Origin of the sequence: Streptomyces sp. NPDC005402, assembly GCF_040606575.1 — a bacterium.
Classification (GTDB): Bacteria; Actinomycetota; Actinomycetes; order Streptomycetales; family Streptomycetaceae; genus Streptomyces.
Map to the genome: position 1 here is coordinate 1 of NZ_JBEXFB010000033.1, position 20,679 is coordinate 20,679.

The following is a 20,679-nucleotide window of genomic DNA, read 5'->3' on the forward strand; positions in this document are numbered from 1 at the left end:
GTTGAGCGCCACGGCTCCGGTCAGTTCGGGGGTGGTGGGCGCGTACACCGTCTTCGGGCCGAGCCTGAGGCGTACGACATCGCCGTGCCGCCGCACCCCGGACGCAGGTCCGGGGCGCCGCCGTGGTGCTCAGGAGGCCTGGCGCTCCGGGCTCTCGTGGATCTCCACCGCGCCGGAGTCCCCGAAGGTCAGCCGGCAGGTGTCCGCGCGGTAGGTGGCCACCGACACGGCGGCGGTGCGGCCCCCGGCCAGATAGCGGGTGGTGACGACGAGCACCGGGGCGCCGGGCAGGCGGTCCAGCTCCTTCGCGTCGTCGGCGCGGGCCGAGCCCAGTTCGACGGCGTTCTCCCGGCTCTCCAGCTCCAGGCGCTGCAGTTCGCGCAGCACGGCACGCGCGCGTGCCGCTCCGGAGGGGGCGTCTATGGCGGAGAGCTCCGGCACCGACGCCTCGGGGATGTACAGCAGCTCGGCGGCGACGGGCTGGCCGTGGGTCATACGGGAGCGGCGCACGGTGTGCACCGGCCGCTCGCGGTCGGTCCCCAGCGCGTCCGCGACGGCCGCGGGCGGCACCGCGGCGGCGCAGTCGACGGACTGCCAGTCGTCGCCGGCCGTACCGGGCCAGGCGTGCTGCTCGGTGCCGACGGCCACGCCCACGCGCGGCGGGGCGACGGTCGTCCCGACACCGCGGCGGCGCTGCAGCCTGCCTTCCAGCTCCAGCTGCTCCAGGGCCTGCCGGAGCGTGGCGCGGGCGACGCCGAAACGGGCGGCGAGGTCGCGCTCGTTGGGCAGGATCTCGCCCACGGAGAATTCGGAGTCCAATGCCTCACTGAGCACGGTCTTGAGATGCCAGTACTTCGGTTCCGGTACCGATTCGAGCTGCGTGGTCCCCACCCTGTCCTCCGCAATCGCCGTGGTCCGGCGGCGTTTTAGCGCCTTTGTTTATTAAAGGTTGTTGCACTTCTCTGCGACCATAGGGCGGCCCCCACCCTTGGTCAAGACCAATCCTCGATCCCCTGTGGGACGCGCGGGCGTGATGCCACCCGGCGTTCACGAGGCATTCAAGCGGCAGGCAGGGCGCGCAGCTTGTCGGGGTTGCGGATGATGTAGACGGACTGGATGCGGCCGTCCAGGACGTCCAGTTGGAAGACGGAGTCGGGCTTTCCGCCCGACAGGACGAGGATCGCGGGTCCGCCGTTGAGCTCCAGGAACCGCCAGGTGATGTCCGGGACGCCCTTTCCTGCGACGCCGACCAGGAAGCGACCCACGTTGTCCGCCGACTCCAGGACCCGCAGCGGCGCCTTGGTCTTGCCGCCGCTGTCCCCGACGAGCCGCACGTCCGGGGCGAGCAGTGACATCAGCCCCTCCAGGTCGCCTCCGCCGGCGGCGGCGAGGAAACGCTCCGTCAGATCGCGGCGCTGAACGGGGTCGACGTCGTAGCGAGGCCGTCGTTCGTCGACGTGCCTGCGGGCCCGCCCGGCGAGCTGCCGTACGGCGGGTTCGGCGCGGTCGAGCATGGTGGCGATGTCGGCGTAGGGGTAGCCGAAGGCCTCCCTGAGGACGAACACCGCCCGCTCCAGGGGTGACAGCGACTCCATGACGACCAGGACCGCGAGGGAGACCGAGTCGGCGAGGACCGCCTGTTCCGCGGTGTCGGGGACGGTGTCCCCGAAGTCGGTCTCGTACGGCTCGGGCAGCCAGGGGCCGACGTACGTCTCGCCACGCGCCTTGACCTGGCGCAGCCGGTCGATCGCCAGGCGCGTGGTGATGCGGACCAGATAGGCGCGCGGTTCGCGCACCTCGCTCCGGTCGGCCGCCGACCAGCGCAGCCAGGCTTCCTGCACCACGTCCTCGGCGTCGCTGACGCGCCCGAGCATGCGGTAGGCGACGCCCAGGAGGACGGGGCGGTGTTCTTCGAAGACGTCGGTCTCGCTGTCAGTGGCCACGGATTCATCCCAACCCAGACGCCGGTTCGTGTCCAGGCGATATGAGCGTGCGGCGCGCCCTGCGGACCGGAGGGTCTACCCGCCAGTAGCAATTGCTGACAAGCTGTCTACAGCGCGTCCGCCGTGCGTCACCGCCCCAGCCCCGTGAGCCGCCGTCAAGGAGCCCTCATGTCCGCCACCGTCTCCTTCAAAGTCCCCTCCGCCGGGGGGCCGCAGCCCGTGACCGTCTCCTACGCGCGCGTGGGCCGCGGTGAGCCGCTGCTCCTGCTGCACGGCATAGGTCACCACCGGCAGGCCTGGGACCCGGTGGTGGACATCCTGGCGACCGAGCGCGACGTGATCGCCGTGGACCTGCCGGGGTTCGGCGCGTCGCCGGGGCTGCCCGAGGGGCTGTCGTACGACCTGGCCACCACGACGTCCGTGTTCGGGGCGTTCTGCGAGGCCCTGGAGCTGGACCGTCCGCACGTGGCGGGCAACTCCCTCGGCGGCCTGCTGGCCCTGGAACTCGCCCGCGAGCAGCTCGTACGGTCGGTCACCGCGCTGTCTCCCGCGGGGTTCTGGTCACAGGCCGAGCGGCGCTACGCGTTCGGGGTGCTGCTCGCGATGCGGCACATCTCCCGCCGGCTGCCGCTGCCGCTGGTGGAGCGGCTGTCGCGCAGCGCGGCCGGCCGCACGATGCTCACGAGCACCATCTACGCCCGCCCGGGCAGGCGTTCACCCGAGGCCGTGGTCGCCGAGACGCTCGCCCTCGCGCGGGCCACAGGGTTCGACGAGACGCTCCGGGCCGGCACCGCCGTCCAGTTCGGCGACGACATCCCCGGGCTGCCGGTCACGGTCGCCTGGGGCACCAGGGACATGCTGCTCGTGCGCCGGCAGGGCGTGCGGGCCAAGCAGATCATCCCCCGGGCCCGGCTCGTGCGGCTGCCCGGCTGCGGCCACTGCCCGATGAACGACGACCCTGCTCTGGTCGCGCGGGTCATCCTCGACGGCAGCCGCTGAGTTCTTCCGCCTGCGGCTCAACGCCCCCGATCCGAGGGCGACTCCGGCACCGACCAGGGCGCTGCCCACCGCCTGGGCGGCGCCGTAGGAGCCCGTGCCGACGAGGGGCGCGGTGCAGGCGGCCGCGACCGGGATGAGGCCGGAGAACAGCGTGGCGCGCTCCGCGCCGATCCGCTGCATGCCCATGTACCAGCACACGAAGCCGACGACGGTGACGACCGCCGTCTGCCACAGCAGGGCGGCGGCCTCGGCGGTGTCGGGGCGCCGCAGCCACGCGGTGCCGTCCAGGAGCAGTCCTGTCGCAGCGGCCTCGACGGCGGCGACCGCGCAGACGGTGGCGGACAGCAGCCATGGCCCCAGGGGCCGCAGCACCGGTACGGCGAGCACCGCGAAGCCGACCTCACCGGCCAGCGCGCAGGCCGAGAAGGCGATGCCCGCGCCGTCCGTACGGCCCCAGCCCTGGACGGCGAAGGCGCCGAGTGCCACCAGCGACGCGCCCCGCAGGACGCGGCGTCCGGGCCGGCGTCCCTCCAGCAGCGGGACGAGGACGGCCACCAGTACGGGAGCGCAGCCCACGAAGACGCCGGGCACGGCCGGTTCCGCGGTGCGTTCGGCGGCGATGACGGCGAGGTTGAAGCCGACCATGCCCACGGCGGCGAGGAGCGCGAGACGGGTCCACTGGTGGGCCCCGAGCGCGCGCAGCCGTGCCGCGGCGCCCTTCGCGGCCAGGGGGACCAGCAGCAGCGCGGCGAGCCCGTAGCGCAGGAACTGGCCGCCCGCGTACGGGTAGTCGCCGAGGACGCTGTTGGCGGTGAAGGACGCTCCGACGAGGACGCAGGCGAACGTGGCGAGGAGGGAGCCGCGCGTGGTGGCGTTCATGGAAACGACGCTAGGAACTGCCGCGGTCCGGCTTAAGGTCCAGTTCCATGACGTCATCGGGGACCAATCCGGAGCAACAACCGCACCACGATCCCGTCGGGTCGGCCGCCTGGGAGCTGCTCCTGCCCGCCGTCTCCGCTCCGGCACGCACGCGTGGCCGTTCCCTTCAGGCGGCGTTGCGGGAGGCGGTCCGGTCCGGTCGGCTGGTGCCGGGGACACGGCTGCCGTCGAGCCGGGATCTGGCCGCCGACCTCGGTGTGTCGCGCGGGCTGGTCACCGAGGCGTACGAGCAGCTGACGGCGGAGGGTTATCTGCGCAGCGGCCGGGGTGCCGGCACCTGGGTCGGCGGAGCCGTGCGAGCCGCCCGGCCCCGCGCGCGTGACCTGGCCCCGCGCGCTCCGGGCAACGGCGCGGACTTCGTCGCGGGGACGCCCGACCTGTCGCTGTTCCCCCGCGCCGCCTGGGTCACCGCTCACCGGGGCGTGCTGGCGGAGCTGCCGCACCAGGATCTCGGCTATCCCGACCCGCGCGGGCTGCCCCGGCTGCGTGCCGCCCTGGCCGAGCTGCTGACCCGCCGCAGGGGTGTGGTCGCCGATCCGGAGCGGATCGTGGTCGTCTCCGGCGTGGCGCAGGCGACGACGCTGCTCGGATTCGCGCTCCACGCGCGCGGGTTGCCGACGGTCGGCGTGGAGGACCCCGGGAGTCCACAGCACGACGCCCTGTACGCGGCGGCGGGTGTCACCACCGTGCCGGTACCGCTGGACGACGACGGGATCGCCCTCGGCCCTCTGCGCGATGCGGGCGTGCGAGCCGTGGTCACGACGCCCTCCCACCAGTTCCCCACCGGCATCGCGTACTCCGCGCGGCGGCGCGCGGAACTGCTCGACTGGGCGCGCTCCGTCGACGGCTTCCTCCTGGAGGACGACTACGACGGCGACTTCCGCTACGACCGGGCTCCCGTGGGGGCGCTCCAGGGGCTCGACCCGGACCGTGTCGCCTACGCGGGATCGGTCAGCAAGTCCCTCGCTCCCGGACTGCGGCTCGGCTGGCTGCTCGTGCCTGAGGCGCTGGCCGACGAGGTCGTCGAGCGCAAGCGGACCATGGACCTCGGCCATCCCACGATCGACCAGGCGCTGTTCGCCCGGTTCGTGGAGCGCGGCGACTACGACCGCCAACTGCGCCGCTGCCAGCGCGCCTACCGGGAGCGGCGGGACGCGCTGGTCTCCGCGCTGGACGAACACCTCCCCGGTACCAAGGTGTCCGGGATCGCGGCCGGTCTGCACGTCATCGCCGCACTGCCACACCGGTACGGCCCCCAGGAGAGGTTCCTCGCGCGCCTCGGCGCGGCCGGTGTGACCGTCCGCCCGCTGACGGACTACGCACACGCGCGTGCCGAGCCCGACGACCAGGACGGCGTGCGCCTGGTCCTCGGATACGCGCACCTGTCCCCGACCCGGATCCGGGACGGCGTACGGCTGATGGCGGAGGCCGCCCGCTATTGAGCCGCGCCGTTTCGCACACCGGTTCCTTCGTTCCCGCGGCCAGTTGTTCACCTGCGGTTCGCGTGCGCGCTGCGGCGCCCCAGTAGTTGTGGCATCGCACACCGGCCGGATCCCGTCCTTGGAGGCGCATCCATGTCACACCGTCCGTTCCCCGGCCGCCGCAGCGTTCTGCGCGGCTCCCTGGCCGCCTCGGCGGCCCTCACCCTGCCCGCGGTGTCCGGAGCCGCCCCGGCCTTCGCCCTCTCCGGACGCCCAGGGGCGGGCTGGGGCGTACAGACGGGAGACGTGACCTCCGACTCCGGCCTGGTATGGGTCCGTTCCGACCGTCCGGCCCGGATGATCGTGGAGACGTCCCCGACCGAGTCGTTCCGCAACCCGCGCAGATGGCACGGCCCGCTGCTCGGCCCGGACACCGACTTCACGGGGACGACCCGGCTGCGGGGCCTGCCCTCGGGCGAGCAGATCCACTACCGCGTGCTGCTGGCCGACCCGGACGACCCGCGCCGCACCGGCGAGCCGGTCACCGGCACCTTCCGCACGGTGTCCCGCAAACGCCGTGACGGGGTGCGGTTCCTGTGGTCCGGCGACCTGGCCGGGCAGGGCTGGGGCATCAACCCCGACTTCGGCGGCTACACCATCTACCGGGCGATGGCCGGGCTCGACCCCGACTTCTTCCTCTGCAGCGGCGACAACATCTACGCGGACGGCCCGATCACGGAGACCGCCGCCCTGCCCGACGGCAGCACCTGGCGGAACATCACGACCGAGGAGAAGTCCAAGGTCGCCGAGACGCTGGCCGAGTTCCGCGGCAACTTCCGCTACAACCTGCTCGACCACAACCTCAGGGCCTTCAACGCCCAGGTCCCGTCCGTCATCCAGTGGGACGACCACGAGGTGCGCAACAACTGGTACCCGGGCCAGACGATCCTGGACTCCGACGCCCGCTACACCGAGAAGAGCGTCGACGTGCTCGCGGGCCGGGCGCGGCGCGCGTTCAGCGAGTACTTCCCGATCTCCACGCTCCGGCCCGGGGCGCGGGACGGCCGGGTCTACCGGGTGCTGCGGCAGGGACCGCTGCTCGACGTGTTCGTGCTGGACATGCGCACGTACCGCAACGCCAACTCGCCCGACGACCAGACCGTGGACCCGCAGGGCATCCTCGGCCGGGAGCAGCTGGAGTGGCTCAAGCGGGAGCTGTCGCGCTCGCGGGCGGTGTGGAAGGTGATCGCCTCCGACATGCCGCTCGGCCTGGTCGTGCCCGACGCCACGGAGGGCAGGGCGAACATCGAGGCGGTGGCGCAGGGCGACCCGGGCGCCCCGCTCGGACGTGAGCTGCAGATCGCCGAACTGCTGCGGTACGTCAAGCACCGGCGGATCACCGGCACGGTGTGGCTGACCGCCGACGTCCACCACACCTCGGCCCAGCACTACCAGCCGTCGCGGGCCGCGTTCACCGACTTCGAGCCCTTCTGGGAGTTCGTGTCGGGGCCGCTGAACGCGGGTGCCTTCCCGGCCAGCGCGCTCGACGGCACCTTCGGCCCGGAGCGGGTGTTCGTGAAGGCGCCGACCGCCTCCAACGTCTCCCCCGCGGGCGGCTACCAGTTCTTCGGCGAGGTCGACATCGACGGCCACAGCGGTGAGCTGACGGTGCGACTGCGCGAACAGGACGGCACGGTGCTGTTCACGCAGGTGCTCCAGCCGGGCCGGGTGGGCCAGTAACTCCCGTACCCTCAAGGGCGGGTCGCGCATCGGCGTCATCCCCCGGTGCGCGGCCCGTTGAACATCGGCGTGGCTGCATGACGTAGTAGGGGGTACCGGAGCCCCTCCGGCATCACTCGCTGCGTAACGGTTGAAAAGGGTACGAAAGGTGCAGAACCTTACTTTACCGAGCAGTCACAATGCGTTCGTGATCACGCAACACCGTTCCTCCACAGTGGCTGCATGACTCCGGACATGTCTGATGTGACCCCTGCGAAACACGGTCGCCCCGTGCGCCACTGGCGGCGCGACGTGATCGAACTCGCCTCCCTGTTCAGGGCCGCGTTCCACACCTGGTGGACACGGCGCCACGGCCACGCACCCCCGACGGGTGATACCGGCGCCCGGCCGCTGCCCGAGGGCGCGCAGGCCGGGCCGTCCGACCAGCCGTCGCGGAGCTCGGACCCCGTGGCAGCGGAGAGCACGCTGTGGCGGATGCGCACCACGGTGAAGGACGAGCCGGGCTCGCTGGCCGCGCTCTGCACGGCCCTCGCCGCGCACCGGGTCGACATCCTCAGCCTGCAGACGCACCCGCTGGGCGACGGCACGGTCGACGAGTTCCTGCTGCGTGCCCCCGGCGCGCTGGAGGGCTCCGAGATCACCCGGGCCGTCGCGTGGGCCGGCGGCGCCGACACCTGGATCGAGCGGGCCGACACGCACGACCTGGTGGACGCCCCGACCCGGGTGCTCGGCCTCGCCACCCGCACCGCGCTGGACGCGGCCGAACTGCCGCTCGCGTTGCGGCAGTTGCTGGGCCGGTGCACGATCCGGTCCCTGCCGGCCGTACCGGTGGGAGGCGGCCGCGGGCCGGACGGAGTGCCTGTGGAGGGAGTTCTGGAGGACACCGTGATGCGGTTGCGGGCGCCCGAAGGTGGAGTGATCACCGTGGAGCGGCCGTATCTGCCGTTCACGCCGACGGAGTTCGCCCGGGCCCGGGCCCTGGTCGAACTGGACGCCCGGCTCGGTCCGCGGGTGCCGCGCAGCCAGGACGTACTGACGCTGCCGGAAGGCCACGACATCACCGTGCGCCGGGCCGACACCGGGGACCTGGAGGCCGCGGTGGCGATGCACGAGCGGTGCTCGGCGCGGACGTTGAGCATGCGGTACCACGGGCCCGTCGGTGACGTCGACCGCTATCTGAAGCACCTGCTCAGCCCGCGGTTCGGCCGCACCCTCGCCGTACAGACCGCGTCCGGGCGGATCGTGGGGCTGGGGCACCTGTTGTGGGACGGTGACGAGACCGAGGTGGCACTGCTCGTCGAGGACGCGTGGCAGCGGCGGGGGATCGGCGGCGAGCTGCTGGAGCGGCTCGTCGCCATGGCGGCGGAGGCCGGCTGCGAGAGCGTGTACGCCGTGACGCAGTCGTCCAACACCGGGATGGTCGCCGCGATGCGGGGGCTGGAGCTCCCCCTCGACTATCAGATCGAGGAGGGAACCCTGGTGATCACGGCTCGGCTGGACGCGCCGGTGGAGGAGACGGACGGTGCGATCGGGGTCAGCAGGGCCGAAGCGCCGTAGGGGCGCTGGTCCGGCCGGCGGGCGCGGGTGCGCGCACGCACTCCAGTGCCGTGTCCAGATCCGCCCACAGGTCCTCCACGTCCTCCAGGCCCACCGACAGCCGCAGCAGCCGGTCGCTCACCCCGGCACCCCGGCGGTCGTCCGCGTTCACGATGCGGTGGCTGATCGACGCCGGGTGCTGGATGAGGGTGTCCACGCTGCCCAGGCTCACCGCCGGGGTGATCAGGCGGACCCGGTCGATCACCTCGTGCGGGTCGCCGTCGACCTCGAAGGCGATCATCGCGCCACCGATGCGCGGGTAGTGCACTCGGGTGATCCGGGGATCGGCGGCGAAACGGCGGGCTAGTTCCGCGGCGGACGTGGAGGCGGCGCGGACGCGGACCGGGAGGGTCGACAGGCCGCGCAGGAGGAGATAGCCGGCGAGGGGATGCAGGACGCCGCCCGTGGCGAAGCGGACCTGCCGCAGCTGTCCGGCGAACTCCTCGTCGCAGGCCACCACCCCGGCCATCACGTCCCCGTGGCCGCCGAGGTACTTGGTGGCGCTGTGCAGCACCAGACGGGCGCCGTGTTCCGCTGGGCGCTGGAGCACCGGAGTGGCGAAGGTGTTGTCCGCGAGGAGGGGTACCGAGCCACAGGAGTGGGCCAGGGCCCGCAGGTCGATCTCGGCGAGGGTGGGGTTGGCCGGGGACTCGACCAGGACCAGGCCGGTGTCCGGGCGCAGCGCGTCGGCGACTCCCGCCGGGTCGGTCCAGGTGATTTCCGTGCCGAGGAGTCCGGCGGTCAGGAGGTGGTCGCTGCAGCCGTACAGGGGGCGCACGGCGACCACGTGGCGCAGGCCCAGGGAGGCCCGTACGAGAAGGACGGCCGTGAGCGCTGCCATGCCGCTGGCGAAGGCGACCGCGGCCTCGGTGTTCTCCAGGCGGGCCAGGGCCGTCTCGAAGCGGGCGACGGTCGGGTTGCCGAGGCGTCCGTACACCGGCGGGCCCTCCGGCTCGGCACCGGTCGCGGCGAAGGCGTCGATGCGGGCCGCCTCGCCGCGGCTGTCGTAGGAGGGGTAGGTCGTCGACAGGTCGATGGGCGGGGCGTGCAGTCCCTGCCGGGCGAGGTCGTCGCGGCCGGCGTGGACGGCCTCGGTGGCCAGTGCTCTGAGCGGCGTACGAGAGGCGGTGGAGGTGCGCGCTGAGTCCATGCCCGCAAGGGTGAACACCGAACGGCGTTCCCGGGGTGAACCCCGTGCTACGTTCGGCCAATGGCCGAATCTGTCGTACTGGACCCGGTGGACCTGCATCTGCTGCGGCTGTTGCAGAACGACGCCCGGACCACCTATCGCGATCTCGCCGCCCAGGTCGGGGTCGCGCCGTCGACCTGCCTGGACCGGGTGACCCGGCTGCGCCGCTCGGGCGTCATCCTCGGTCATCAGCTGCGGCTGGATCCGGCGAAACTGGGCCGGGGCCTGGAGGCACTGCTGTCGGTGCAGGTCAGGCCGCATCGGCGGGAGCTGGTGGGGCCGTTCGTGGAGCGGATCCGGGCGCTGCCGGAGTCGCGGACCGTCTTCCATCTGACCGGGCCCGACGACTACCTCGTGCATGTGGCCGTGGCCGACATGGCGGATCTGCAGCGGCTGGTGCTGGACGGGTTCACGTCCCGGCGCGAGGTGGCCCGGGTGGAGACCCGGCTGATCTTCCAGCAGTGGGAGTGCGGGCCGCTCCTTCCGCCTGCCACGCCGACAGCGGAATCGGGGTGACTCCCGCGAGGTCTCCGTATGAGGATGGACCGCATGTCTGAGACTCAGAGCCCGCTTCCCCGTCAGGTCGCCGACGCCTACGTCGACGAGCTCATCGCCCTCGATCCGATCACCGGTACCTACCTGGGTGTGAAGGAGAGTTCGAGCAGGCTTCCCGACACCTCGCCGGCGGGCCAGGAGGCGCTCGCGGAGCTTCAGCGGGCCACGCTCGCGAAGCTCGACCAGGCCGAGCGGCAGCCCGGCGCGGACAGTGACATCGAGCGCCGGTGCGGCCGACTGCTGAGGGAGCGGCTGACGGCCGAACTCGCCGTGCACGAGGCCGACGAGGGCCTGCGAGCGGTCGGCAACCTGTCCACACCGCCGCACTCGATCCGCGAGATCTTCACCGTCACCCCGAACGAAACCGACGCGGACTGGGCCGCGATCGCCGAGCGGCTGCGTGCCGTACCGGCCGCGTTCGCGGGCTACCGCCAGTCCCTCGAACTCGGTCTGGAGCGCAAGCTGTACGCGGCGCCGCGTCCGACCGCCACGTTCGTCGAGCAGCTCACCGAGTGGGCGGACACCGACGGCAACGGACGTGGCTGGTTCGAGGACTTCGCCTCGGCGGGCCCCGAGGCACTGCGCGCGGAGCTGGACGAGGCCGCCCGCGCCGCGACCGCCTCCGTGGTGGAGCTGCGCGACTGGATGCGGGACGTGTACACCCCGGCGATCGAGGGCGCCCCCGACACCGTGGGCCGGGAGCGGTACGCCCGCTGGGCGCGCTACTTCAACGGCACGGACCTCGACCTGGACGAGGCGTACGCGTACGGCTGGTCCGAGTACCACCGGCTGCTCGGCGAGATGAGGCAGGAGGCCGAGAAGATCCTGCCGGGCGCCGAGACGCCGTGGGTGGCGCTCGCCCACCTCGACGAGCACGGCAAGCACATCGACGGCGTCGACGAGGTCCGCGACTGGCTCCAGGGACTGATGGACCAGGCGATCGACTCGCTCGACGGCACCCACTTCGATCTCGCCGAGCGGGTGCGGAAGGTGGAGTCCTGCATCGCCCCGCCCGGCGGTGCGGCGGCCCCGTACTACACGGCCCCGTCGGAGGACTTCTCGCGTCCCGGCCGCACCTGGCTGCCCACGATGGGCCAGACCCGTTTCCCGGTCTACGACCTCGTCTCGACCTGGTACCACGAGGGCGTGCCCGGCCATCACCTCCAGCTCGCGCAGTGGACGCACGTCGCGGCGAACCTCTCCCGCTACCAGGCCACGGTGGGCGGGGTGAGCGCCAACGCCGAAGGGTGGGCGCTGTACGCCGAGCGGCTCATGGACGAGCTCGGCTTCCTCACGGACCCGGAGCAGCGACTCGGCTATCTCGACGCGCAGATGATGCGGGCCACCCGGGTCATCGTCGACATCGGCATGCACCTGGAGCTGGAGATCCCGGCGGACTCCCCCTTCCACCCGGGCGAGCGCTGGACGCCCGAGCTGGCGCAGGAGTTCTTCGGCGCGCACAGCAGCCGTCCGGCGGACTTCGTGGAGAGCGAGCTGACCCGCTACCTCACGATCCCCGGCCAGGCCATCGGCTACAAGCTCGGCGAGCGGGCCTGGCTGCTCGGCCGGGAGAAGGCCCGCGCACGGCACGGCGACGCCTTCGACCTGAAGGCCTGGCACATGGCGGCGCTGTCGCAGGGCTCGCTGGGACTCGACGACCTGGTGGACGAGCTGGCCCGCCTGTGATCCGTACGACGGGCCGGTGCCGTAAGCCGCCTTGCGAGCCACTCATCTGACGGGTGCTCCGGCCCGCCCCGTTCGCCGTCGACCGGCGACAGGGCGGGCCGGAGCACGTCCCGCCCGCCCCGGTGACGCGCGGGAACGACACTCAGTCAGGGAGCCTGCGCAGCTGGACGAGACCCAGCCAGGTCTCCGGACCGGGCCGGACGTTGGCGGCGCGTACCGCGTACCGGCCGGGGGCGAGCGGGACCTTCAAGTGGTCGGTGTTCACCGAGTCGTTGCCGGGCCAGGCGGCGTCGAAGAGGACGACCGGGCCGGGTACCGTCCAGCTCACCTCGTCCTCCCAGGCGGCGGTGGCGAGGGCGGCGGGGACCTCGGCCAGGAGTTCGTCCTCGGAGTCGGCGGCGCACCACCGTACGAAGGTGTCGTGGTCGGGGAGGTAGGAGGTCGACGCGGGCTCGTCCCCGAGGACCAGGGCCGCCGCGTCACCGACCGGCAACAGGCCCACACAGCCGTCGACTTCACAGGCCCGGTCGTAGTCGGAGGCCGTCTCGTCGCCGTCGGCGCCCGCCCAGAACGGCAGCACCGTCTCCGGCACCGCTATGAGCGGACCGCCGCCCGACTCCACCCACTCCACCGCGCCCGGCTCCGCGTATCGCACCATGGGCCAGAACCTACACGCACAGGAACCCGAAGGTTGCACCTGCACAGGAGCCCCACCGGAACCGCCAGGACTCAGCAGCCGCAGTCCTCGGAGTCGGCCGGGGCGGTCAACGAGTCGGCGGCGCGCCGCTCGCGGCCCTCCCAGGTCTCGAACGCGAAGCCCTCGCGCACCCAGTACTCGAAGCCGCCGAGCATCTCCTTGACCTGGTAGCCGAGTTCCGCGAGGGCGAGCGCGGCGCGGGTGGCGCCGTTGCAGCCGGGGCCCCAGCAGTACGTCACCACCGGCACCGACCTGTCGAGGAGCCGTTCGGCCTGCTCGGCGATGAGGGCGGTGGGCAGGTGGACCGCGCCGGGGACGTGCCCCTGGTCCCAGGCGGCGGTGGAGCGGGAGTCGAGGACCACGAAGCCGGGGTCCCCGTCCGCGGCGAGCGTGGTGGCGACGTCGGAGACGTCCGCGTGGTGGACGAGGCTCGCGCGGAAGTAGGCGGCGGCCTCGGCCGGGGCGGCCGGGGCGACGCGCAGGACGGGGTTCACGGTGAGCGAGTCGGTTGTCGTCATGACCAGAAATCTACGGTCGAGGGTCAACGGCCTGAAGGGCGATTCCACGGCGTGAGCCTTGCTCCGCCGGGGAATTCCCTGCTATCTCTCGGACATGACCGCGTATTCCCCGGACGCCACCGACTGGCGCATCCTCGACGTCCTCCAGCGGGAGGGCCGGGCCAGTTTTGCCGAGCTCGCCCGTGCCGTCTCGATGTCCGCGAGCGCGGTCACCGAGCGGGTGCGGCGGCTGGAGGAGGCGGGCGTCATCCAGGGGTACGCCGCCGTCGTGGACCCCGACCGGCTGGGCCTGCCCATCCTGGCCTTCGTCCGCCTCCGGTACCCCAACGGCAACTACAAGCCCTTCCACGATCTGGTCGCCGTGACGCCCGAGATCCTGGAGGCGCACCACGTGACCGGCGACGACTGCTTCGTCATCAAGGTCGCCGCCCGCTCGATGCGGCACCTGGAGGAAGTCTCGGGCAAGATCGGCACGCTGGGCTCGGTGACCACGAGCGTCGTCTACTCCTCCCCGCTCCCCCGGCGGCCCCTGGGGCGCTGACCTCAGCCTCCGCCGCGCTGTCTCAGCACCGACCCCGTCCGCCCCTTCACGACCTCCAGTTGCGCGTGGATACGGCGGCGCAGGTCGGCCACGTGGCTCACGATGCCCACGCTGCGGTCGCGTTCCCGCAGGGAGTCCAGGACGTCGAGGACCTCGTCGAGGGTCTGGTCGTCGAGGCTGCCGAAGCCCTCGTCGATGAAGAGCGTGTCGAGCCGGACCCCGCCTGCCTCGTCGGTGACGACGTCCGCGAGGCCGAGGGCCAGGGCGAGCGAGGCGAAGAAGGTCTCGCCGCCCGACAGGGTGGCCGTGTCCCGCTCGCGTCCGGTCCAGGCGTCGACGACGTGCAGTCCGAGTCCGCTGCGGCCGCGTCCGGTGCGGTCGTCGGAGTGGACGAGGGTGTAGCGGCCGGACGACATGCGTTGCAGGCGCGCGGTCGCGGCGGCCGCCACCTGCTCCAGGCGGGCCGCGAGCACATAGGACTCCAGACGCATCTTGCGTTCGTTGTCCGCGGAGGTGCCCGCGGCGAGCGACGACAGCCGGGCCACCCGGTCGTACTCCTCGCGCAGCGGCGCCAGCCGTCCGAGGCCGGCGGCCGAGCGGGCGGAGAGCCGGTCCAGTTCGGCACAGCGCCGGGCCGCCGCGTCGCGCGCGGAGGCGGCCTCGCGGACTCGGTGGCCCGCGTCGGCGGCGGCCCGCTCGGCCGCGAGGACGTCGGCGGGCGGCTGCTGGGCCGCCTCGGCGGTGTCGCCCTCGGCGAGCACGGCACGTACGGCGGCCTCCTCGGCCTGCCAGGCGTCCAGCCGGTGCTGGAGATCGCGGTGGGCCGCCTCGTCGAGGAGGGCGGCGGCCGCGTCCTGCGGGGTGTCGAAGCCGGCCCGGAAGGCGGCGTCGGCGAGGCGGGCGTCGGCGTCCTTGAGCCGCTGGGCGGTGTCCTCGGCGACGCGTGCGGTGTCGGCGGCGTCGGTGAGCAGCGCGGCCTGCCGCTCCAGCTGGGCGGCGCGGGCGGCCACACTGTCGGCTGCGCCGCGCGCTTCGGCCAACTCGGCTTCCAGGGTGGTGCGTTCCCGCTCCAGGGCGTCCCGGCGGGCACCCCGGGAGGCGGTGCGCACGGCGGCCTCCTGCTGGGCGGACAGCCGCTGTTCTCGCTCCCGCTCGGCCTGGCGCAGCTGTTCCGTCGCGGTGTGCAGCGCGGAGGCGAGGGTGCGGGCCCGGGTGTACTCGCGCTCCAGGTCGTCGGCCTGGACGGCGAGTTCCTCGGTGGCGGTGTCACCGGCCTCCCCCTGGGCGGCGGCCAGCGCCCGCTGGACGAAGGCGAGGCGTCGCTCGGCCTCGGCCCGCTGTTCGTCGGCGTGCTGCGAGACGGCGAGCGCGCGCTCCTCGGTCTCCCGGTCGACGTGACCGGCGTCCTTGCGGGCGGGGGCGGGGTGCTCGGTGGCGCCGCAGACCGCGCAGGGCTCGCCGTCGGTGAGCTGTGCGGCCAGTTCCGCCGCGATGCCGTTCAGCCGCCGCTCCTTGACGTCCAGCCAGTCGGCGCGGGCTTTCTGGGCGCGATCCGTCGCTTCGATGACCTGATGCTGGGCGTCGTCGGTGTCCCGGGCGAACTGGTCGCGCTGGCGTGCGGCGGCGAGCCGCTTGCGGGCGGGCTCCCGCTGCACGGCCAGTTGTTCGGCGCGGGTGGCCGCCTCCTGGGCGGAGTCGACGGCGTACTGAAGGCCGGTGCGGGTCTCCTCCCACCCGGCGAGCCAGGCCTCGGCCTCCTGGAGGACGCCGTCGTCGGAGCGCTCCTGGCGGTCCAGGTCGGTGCGTTCCGCGAAGAGTTCGGCGAGCCGCTGCTCGGCGCGCCGGGCCGCGTCCAGGCCGCCCAGTTCCTCGGCCGCCCGGCGTGCCGCGGTCGCGAGTCCGGCGGCGCCCGCCCCCGCGAAGGTCTCCGGCAGCAGCCCACGCGCGCGTGTCTCGGCCACGGCCGCCCGCCGGTGCTCGGCCTCGGCCGCCTCGCGCAGCTCCAGTGCGGGCGCCACCGCCTCCGCCTTGCGGGCCCGCTCCATCCGGGCCTGTGCCTGGTGGTAGCCGTCGGCCCGCTGCTCCAGCAGCGCGGCCCGCTCGCGTGCCTGGGCGAACCGGCGTTGCAGCCGGTCGACTTCGCGTACGTCGGCCAGGGTGCGCTCGGCGGCGGCCTGGGCGGACTCCGCGGCACCGAGTCCGCAGTGGGCGATCGTCAACTGCTCGCGGGCGGTGCTGCGGGCGACGGCGGCCGCGCTCAGGACGGCCTCGGCCAGCCCCGGCTCACCGGGCGCGAGCCCGGGCAGCTCCATGGCGTCACCGGCCGCCTGCTGCATGCGGTGCGCGTCGGCCAGCAGCGCGGAATCGCCCTCGCGCACCTGTGCCTCGGCCGCGCGGCGTCGCTCGGCCAGCCGCTTCTCGACCTCGGCGAACCGGTGGGTGTCGAAGAGGCGTCCCAGCAGTTTGCCGCGCGCCTCGGCGTCGGCCCGCAGGAAGCGCGCGAAGTCGCCCTGGGGCAACAGCACGACCTGACAGAACTGCTCACGGCTCATGCCGAGCAGCTGGGTGATCTCCTCGCCGATCTCCTGGTGGGACCGGCTCAGGTCCTTCCAGGCCTCGGCCACGCCGTCGTACTCGCGCAGCCAGCTCTGCGCCTTGTCGAGCGTCGTACCGGTACCGCGCTTCTTCGGGCGCTCCCACGGCGGTTGCCGGGTGATCTCCAACCGGCGTCCGGCGACGGTGAGTTCGAGGCGGATCTCGGTGCGGGCGCCTGAGGCTGCGTGATCACTGCGCAGCGCCGCCCCCTGGCCGCTCTGCCGGGCGCCCGGCACCGAGCCGTACAGCGCGTAGCAGACGGCGTCGAGCACGGACGTCTTCCCGGCACCCGTCGGCCCGTGCAGCAGAAACAGCCCGGCCGCCGACAGCTCGTCGAAGTCGACCGTCTGGGAGCCGCCGAACGGTCCGAAGGCGGTGATGTCCAGCCGGTGCAGCCTCACCGCGCCACCTCCCGCACGACCTCGTCCGCGCGCACGGCGTCGAACGCGTCCCGCAGCACGGCCTGTTCACGCTCGTCGGGCCCGGCGCCCCGCACATGCGCCACGAAGTCCTCGGCGATCTCCTGGTCACTGCGCCCTGCCAGCCGCCGGGCGTAGGACACATCGGGGTCGTCCGGTGCCCGCTCGGGATCGAACACGAGGCTGAGCGTGTGCGGGAAGCGCTCGCAGAGCCGGGCCATGGGTTCCGCCGGGCGGACGGGGTCGGTGAGGGTCGCCTCGACCCAGGCCTCCTCCTGGGGCACGAGCCGCGGATCGGCGAGGAGTTCCTCCAGCGTCCCCCGGATCCGGGCCAGCGCCCGCGGCACCGGACAGTCGACGCGCTCGGCGGTGACCGCGCCCTCCGCGTCCAGGTCGACCAGCCACATGCTCTTGCGGTGGTCGGTCTCCGAGAAGGAGTACGGCAGCGGGGAGCCGGAGTAGCGCACGCGCTCGGTGATGGTCTGGCTGCCGTGCAGATGCCCGAGGGCCACGTAGTCGACCCCGTCGAAGACACCGGCGGGCACGGCGGCCACTCCCCCCACGGTGATGTCCCGCTCGCTGTCGCTGGCCTCGCCGCCGGTGACGAAGGCATGGGCGAGGACGACGGACCGCGTCCCCCGCGCGCGCGTCGCGAGGTCGGCGCGGACCCGGTCCATGGCGGCGGCGAGCACGGCCTCGTGGCCCGCCTTCTTCACGCCGAACTCGTCCTTCACCAGGGCGGGTTCGAGATAGGGCAGGCCGTAGAAGGCCACGTCACCATGGCTGTCGGAGAGCACCACGGGAATCCCGCACGCCGCCGGCCCGGTCCGCAGATGGATGCCGGCCCGCCCGATCAGTCCCGCGCCGACCCCCAGGCGGCGGGCGGAGTCGTGGTTCCCGGAGATCATGACCGTGGGCACGCCGAGGTCGGCGAGCCGGTGCAGGGCGTCGTCGAACAGCTCGACCGCGGCGAGCGGCGGCACCGCACGGTCGTACACGTCTCCCGACACGACCACCGCGTCCACCCCGTGCTCCCGCACGGTCGTGACGAGGTGACCGATGAACTCGGCCTGGGCCCCGAGCATGTTGACCCGGTGGAACGCCCGGCCGAGATGCCAGTCGGAAGTGTGCAGCATTCTCATGATCCCCGACCCTAACGGCCGGGTCTGACATCACGGGCGGTTACTCCCGTATCGACCCGTCATGACCAGAAAGAGAAAAGCCCGTTATGCCCGGAACGCCCAACTAGGCGTCTCCGTACGACTCTCCCCCGAGCTCGAACCCCGCCGTCCCCGCGGTCACGTCCGCCAGCCACCCCCGGAACGCCTCCACGTCCGCGTCCGGCAGCCCGATCTCGATCGTGACCGCCTCGCCGTAGCGGACGTCCCGTACCTCGCGTCCGGCCGACCGCAGGTCGTTCTGCACCTTGCCCGCGCGCTGGTGGTCGACGGTCACCGTGGCGAGGCGGAACCGGCGGCGCGTGAGCGTGCCGAGGGCGTCCAGGGCCTCGCCGACCGCGCCGCCGTACGCCCTGATGAGTCCGCCCGCGCCGAGCTTGACACCGCCGTAGTAGCGGGTGACGACGGCGACGACGTACCGCATGTCCCGGCGCAGCAGCATCTGGAGCATGGGGACACCCGCCGTGCCGCCGGGTTCGCCGTCGTCGCTCGCCTTCTGGACGCCGGCGTCGGCGCCGATGACGTACGCGTAGCAGTTGTGGGTGGCGTCGGCGTGCTTCTTGCGGACGGACGCGACGAAGTCCTGAGCCTCCTGCTCGGTGGCCGCCGGGGCGAGGGCGCACAGGAAGCGGGAGCGGTTGACCTCGGTCTCGTGCACGCCCGCGCGGGCCACTGTGCGGTACTCGTCCTGCATCCGGTCAGCCTAGTCCGTGATCGAAACGGCGGCCGCGGGCCCGCATGGGCCTGCTTCGGTCACTTCCTCCCCCGCGGCACCATCACGGACGTGAGCAGTGCCGTCCCCGGCTCCAGGGCCCGCCAGGACGTGCCGTGCCAGGCCAGCACCGCGATCGCCGAGGTCGGGAACTTCATCCGCACCTGGGCCTGCGCGTCGTCCAGGCCGTCCCCGGCGAGCGTGAGGACCAGTTCCTCCAGACCGGGGTTGTGTCCGACGAGGAGCAGTGTCACGACTTCGGGAGGTGTCTCGCGCACGGCCGCCAGCAGTTGCGGTACGTCGGCTCCGTACAGCTCGGGGGCGAGGCGTACCGGCGGCGGAGTGCCCCATTGGGCGGACGCCAGGTCCCAGGTGTGCCGAGCGCGTACGGCGGTGGAGCACAGGGTGAGGTCGGGGAGCAGGTCGCAGGCGGCGAGAACGCGTCCCGCCTCCGGCGCGTCCCGGTGGCCGCGGGGCCCGAGGGGGCGTTCGTGGTCGGCGATGCCCTCGGGCCAGACGGACTTGGCGTGCCTCAGCACCACCAGTCGACGCGGCGGGCCCGCCGCGGTGCGCTCGATCACGCCGGGGATCCCAGATCGCGGGTCAGGTCGAGACCGAGCAGCCGGTCCGCGTAGGCGTACGTCTCGAAGCGGGCGCCCTCCGGCAGGTCCGACTCCTCGACCCACCGCAGCACGCGCAGCACCTCGGGTACGTCCAGGTCGTCCTCCCAGGCGGTACGGAGCCGTCCGCGCACCTTCTCGGGGACGGGCCGGGACGGATGCCGGGCCCATGCGGCGACGGCCCGGCGCCAGCGTACGAGGGTGGCGCGGGCGTCGGCCAGGGCCGCCTCGTCGAGCCGTGCGGGCGCGCTCCGGGGCGGGGTGAGCAGGGCGAGGCGGATCTCGGCGGGGTCGGTGCCCTCCGGGAGGTCCGCAGTTTCGACGGGCGCGACGGCGATCCGGATCCCGTCCGGGGCCGCACCGCCCTCTCCCACCACATGGACGACCTGGGACTCGCCCCAGCCGGGGCCGACGTCCCGGCGGTCCTCGAAGGGCCGGATGCCCAGGGCGGCGGCGCCCGCGTGCAGCTCCGCCTGTTCGCGGTCGCCGGTGAGCAGCGCCCACACGGGCGTGCCACCGATCTCCAGCGCCCGGACGAGGAGATCGGCCACGAGCAAGATGCGGAGGGCGGAGGTGTCGTAGCCGGGTACATGGGCTTCGACTCGGGTCAGGCCCCTCAGGGCGCGGACGGCGTCGACGGGCTCGCCGGTTCGGGCGTCGGTGATGCGCAGCACGGGGCGAGCGTAGGCGGGCGGAGAGCCCTGCGCAGGTGACTGACCGGTATTTCGGACACAGTCACGGAACGCAACCGCCGGCTCGGACCCCCTCTCCTCACTCGTCGACGCGCGGGGAGTGGACGCGGACGCGGTCCAGGACGGCGACCGCGGACGTCTCGCCCAGGACGTCGGCCACCAGCGGCAGGAAGGACCGCAGCCGCGGCTCCTCGTCGACCAGGACCACCGCGCAGGGGCCCTTGGCGGACTTGGGGTCGCCCGCTCCGAAACCGATGATGCCCTGGAAGACGCTCGCGCCGACCAGGCCCGCACGGTGGGCCCGGTGGACGAGTTCGGCGTAGGCGGGCCGGTGGTGCCAGAGCTGTGAGGCGTCGAGATGGATGGTGAGACGTGCGGCGAGCGTGTCGTACCCGGACATCGGCCACCCCCTGCCGTGAGGCTGCTGCGCAAGCTACGCCCCGACGGGCCTTCGGACCAGGGTTGCCCGGAACACGATGTATCCCCGGGCGAGTTCCCGCACCGCTGCTTGCGCCATCGCTCCGCGCTCCCCTCCTCCGCCTGCCCGGCGTCCACCCGGCTGCCGGACACCGCGTGGACGCACCCTTTGCCGTGCCACGCCTCGAACGGCCAACCAGCTCGCCCCGGCACGGCCTGTCC

At 73.1% G+C, this 20,679-nt stretch carries 18 protein-coding genes and 1 pseudogene; 7 read left to right on the plus strand and 12 right to left on the minus strand.

Annotation, left to right across the window (positions count from 1 at the left end; genetic code table 11):
* Window positions 1-129: 129 nt before the first annotated feature.
* Window positions 130-891 (minus strand): GntR family transcriptional regulator, encoded by a 762-nt coding sequence (locus ABZT02_RS40365; RefSeq protein WP_356027125.1) that lies wholly within the window; start codon window positions 889-891, stop codon window positions 130-132.
* A 167-nt stretch (window positions 892-1,058) separates the two neighbouring features.
* Window positions 1,059-1,943, minus strand: coding sequence for an RNA polymerase sigma-70 factor (locus ABZT02_RS40370; RefSeq protein ID WP_356027128.1), 885 nt, complete (start codon window positions 1,941-1,943; stop codon window positions 1,059-1,061).
* 168 nt (window positions 1,944-2,111) lie between these two features.
* Here ABZT02_RS40370 and ABZT02_RS40375 point away from each other — a divergent pair, with 168 nt between their 5' ends.
* The gene (locus ABZT02_RS40375) at window positions 2,112-2,942 is read left to right on the plus strand and encodes an alpha/beta fold hydrolase (RefSeq protein ID WP_356027130.1); all 831 of its coding nucleotides are present in this window, start codon (window positions 2,112-2,114) and stop codon (window positions 2,940-2,942) included.
* Between the two features lie 45 nt (window positions 2,943-2,987).
* On the opposite strand, the pseudogene ABZT02_RS40380 reads toward ABZT02_RS40375, so the two are convergent.
* A pseudogene (locus tag ABZT02_RS40380) lies at window positions 2,988-3,878 on the minus strand (EamA family transporter); the annotation flags it as partial.
* Here ABZT02_RS40380 and ABZT02_RS40385 point away from each other — a divergent pair.
* From ABZT02_RS40385 to ABZT02_RS40395, 3 genes are all read left to right on the plus strand, one after another.
* The gene (locus tag ABZT02_RS40385; protein WP_356027133.1) at window positions 3,869-5,323 is read left to right on the plus strand and encodes a PLP-dependent aminotransferase family protein; all 1,455 of its coding nucleotides are present in this window, start codon (window positions 3,869-3,871) and stop codon (window positions 5,321-5,323) included. The pseudogene ABZT02_RS40380 and the gene ABZT02_RS40385 overlap by 10 nt on opposite strands.
* A 132-nt stretch (window positions 5,324-5,455) precedes the next feature.
* Window positions 5,456-7,042: an alkaline phosphatase D family protein gene (locus ABZT02_RS40390; protein ID WP_356027136.1), complete on the plus strand. Its 1,587-nt coding sequence runs from the start codon at window positions 5,456-5,458 to the stop codon at window positions 7,040-7,042.
* Window positions 7,043-7,312: 270 nt separating this feature from the next.
* Complete coding sequence (locus ABZT02_RS40395) at window positions 7,313-8,599, plus strand: GNAT family N-acetyltransferase (protein ID WP_356027138.1); 1,287 nt, start codon at window positions 7,313-7,315, stop codon at window positions 8,597-8,599.
* Here ABZT02_RS40395 and ABZT02_RS40400 read toward each other — a convergent pair.
* A complete protein-coding gene (locus ABZT02_RS40400) occupies window positions 8,577-9,788 on the minus strand; it encodes a PLP-dependent transferase (RefSeq protein WP_356027140.1) in 1,212 nt (403 codons plus the stop codon). The two genes, ABZT02_RS40395 and ABZT02_RS40400, sit on opposite strands and share 23 nt — an antisense overlap.
* A gap of 60 nt (window positions 9,789-9,848) precedes the next feature.
* Here ABZT02_RS40400 and ABZT02_RS40405 point away from each other — a divergent pair, with 60 nt between their 5' ends.
* Both ABZT02_RS40405 and ABZT02_RS40410 read left to right on the plus strand, forming a co-directional pair.
* Entirely contained in the window at window positions 9,849-10,343 is a 495-nt protein-coding gene (locus tag ABZT02_RS40405) for an Lrp/AsnC family transcriptional regulator (protein WP_020122341.1), read from the plus strand.
* 33 nt (window positions 10,344-10,376) lie between these two features.
* Window positions 10,377-12,068, plus strand: coding sequence for a DUF885 domain-containing protein (locus tag ABZT02_RS40410; protein ID WP_356027143.1), 1,692 nt, complete (start codon window positions 10,377-10,379; stop codon window positions 12,066-12,068).
* Window positions 12,069-12,210: 142 nt separating this feature from the next.
* Here the strand turns inward: ABZT02_RS40410 and ABZT02_RS40415 are convergent, their stop codons facing one another.
* Together ABZT02_RS40415 and ABZT02_RS40420 are read right to left on the minus strand one after the other, a co-directional pair.
* Window positions 12,211-12,726, minus strand: a complete 516-nt coding sequence (locus tag ABZT02_RS40415) for an immunity 21 family protein (protein ID WP_356027145.1) — start codon at window positions 12,724-12,726, stop codon at window positions 12,211-12,213.
* 71 nt (window positions 12,727-12,797) lie between these two features.
* Entirely contained in the window at window positions 12,798-13,283 is a 486-nt protein-coding gene (locus ABZT02_RS40420; RefSeq protein WP_356027147.1) for a rhodanese-like domain-containing protein, read from the minus strand.
* 94 nt (window positions 13,284-13,377) lie between these two features.
* Here ABZT02_RS40420 and ABZT02_RS40425 point away from each other — a divergent pair, with 94 nt between their 5' ends.
* Complete coding sequence (locus tag ABZT02_RS40425; RefSeq protein ID WP_123987747.1) at window positions 13,378-13,824, plus strand: Lrp/AsnC family transcriptional regulator; 447 nt, start codon at window positions 13,378-13,380, stop codon at window positions 13,822-13,824.
* 2 nt (window positions 13,825-13,826) lie between these two features.
* On the opposite strand, the gene ABZT02_RS40430 is transcribed toward ABZT02_RS40425, so the two are convergent.
* The 6 genes from ABZT02_RS40430 to ABZT02_RS40455 form a co-directional block, all read right to left on the minus strand.
* Window positions 13,827-16,820: an SMC family ATPase gene (locus ABZT02_RS40430; RefSeq protein ID WP_356027151.1), complete on the minus strand. Its 2,994-nt coding sequence runs from the start codon at window positions 16,818-16,820 to the stop codon at window positions 13,827-13,829.
* Window positions 16,817-17,980, minus strand: coding sequence for an exonuclease SbcCD subunit D (locus tag ABZT02_RS40435; RefSeq protein WP_356027153.1), 1,164 nt, complete (start codon window positions 17,978-17,980; stop codon window positions 16,817-16,819). The genes ABZT02_RS40430 and ABZT02_RS40435 overlap by 4 nt, the downstream gene beginning before the upstream one ends.
* 103 nt (window positions 17,981-18,083) lie before the next feature.
* Entirely contained in the window at window positions 18,084-18,710 is a 627-nt protein-coding gene (locus tag ABZT02_RS40440) for a YigZ family protein (protein ID WP_356027156.1), read from the minus strand.
* Window positions 18,711-18,769: 59 nt separating this feature from the next.
* Entirely contained in the window at window positions 18,770-19,309 is a 540-nt protein-coding gene (locus tag ABZT02_RS40445) for a histidine phosphatase family protein (protein ID WP_356027158.1), read from the minus strand.
* Window positions 19,306-20,022, minus strand: a complete 717-nt coding sequence (locus ABZT02_RS40450) for a hypothetical protein (protein WP_356027161.1) — start codon at window positions 20,020-20,022, stop codon at window positions 19,306-19,308. Before ABZT02_RS40450 ends, ABZT02_RS40445 begins: the two co-directional genes overlap by 4 nt.
* A gap of 97 nt (window positions 20,023-20,119) precedes the next feature.
* Complete coding sequence (locus tag ABZT02_RS40455; RefSeq protein ID WP_356027163.1) at window positions 20,120-20,440, minus strand: DUF190 domain-containing protein; 321 nt, start codon at window positions 20,438-20,440, stop codon at window positions 20,120-20,122.
* Between the last annotated feature and the right edge of the window lie 239 nt (window positions 20,441-20,679).

Bases quoted from the DNA above. Each gene is read 5' to 3' on its own strand.
- ABZT02_RS40375 (WP_356027130.1), top strand. From the start codon at position 2,112: ATGTCCGCCACCGTCTCCTTCAAAGTCCCCTCCGCCGGGGGGCCGCAG.
- ABZT02_RS40385 (WP_356027133.1), top strand. From the start codon at position 3,869: ATGACGTCATCGGGGACCAATCCGGAGCAACAACCGCACCACGATCCC.
- ABZT02_RS40390 (WP_356027136.1), top strand. From the start codon at position 5,456: ATGTCACACCGTCCGTTCCCCGGCCGCCGCAGCGTTCTGCGCGGCTCC.
- ABZT02_RS40400 (WP_356027140.1), bottom strand. From the start codon at position 9,788: ATGGACTCAGCGCGCACCTCCACCGCCTCTCGTACGCCGCTCAGAGCA.
- ABZT02_RS40405 (WP_020122341.1), top strand. From the start codon at position 9,849: ATGGCCGAATCTGTCGTACTGGACCCGGTGGACCTGCATCTGCTGCGG.
- ABZT02_RS40410 (WP_356027143.1), top strand. From the start codon at position 10,377: ATGTCTGAGACTCAGAGCCCGCTTCCCCGTCAGGTCGCCGACGCCTAC.
- ABZT02_RS40415 (WP_356027145.1), bottom strand. From the start codon at position 12,726: ATGGTGCGATACGCGGAGCCGGGCGCGGTGGAGTGGGTGGAGTCGGGC.
- ABZT02_RS40420 (WP_356027147.1), bottom strand. From the start codon at position 13,283: ATGACGACAACCGACTCGCTCACCGTGAACCCCGTCCTGCGCGTCGCC.
- ABZT02_RS40425 (WP_123987747.1), top strand. From the start codon at position 13,378: ATGACCGCGTATTCCCCGGACGCCACCGACTGGCGCATCCTCGACGTC.
- ABZT02_RS40435 (WP_356027153.1), bottom strand. From the start codon at position 17,980: ATGAGAATGCTGCACACTTCCGACTGGCATCTCGGCCGGGCGTTCCAC.
- ABZT02_RS40440 (WP_356027156.1), bottom strand. From the start codon at position 18,710: ATGCAGGACGAGTACCGCACAGTGGCCCGCGCGGGCGTGCACGAGACC.
- ABZT02_RS40455 (WP_356027163.1), bottom strand. From the start codon at position 20,440: ATGTCCGGGTACGACACGCTCGCCGCACGTCTCACCATCCATCTCGAC.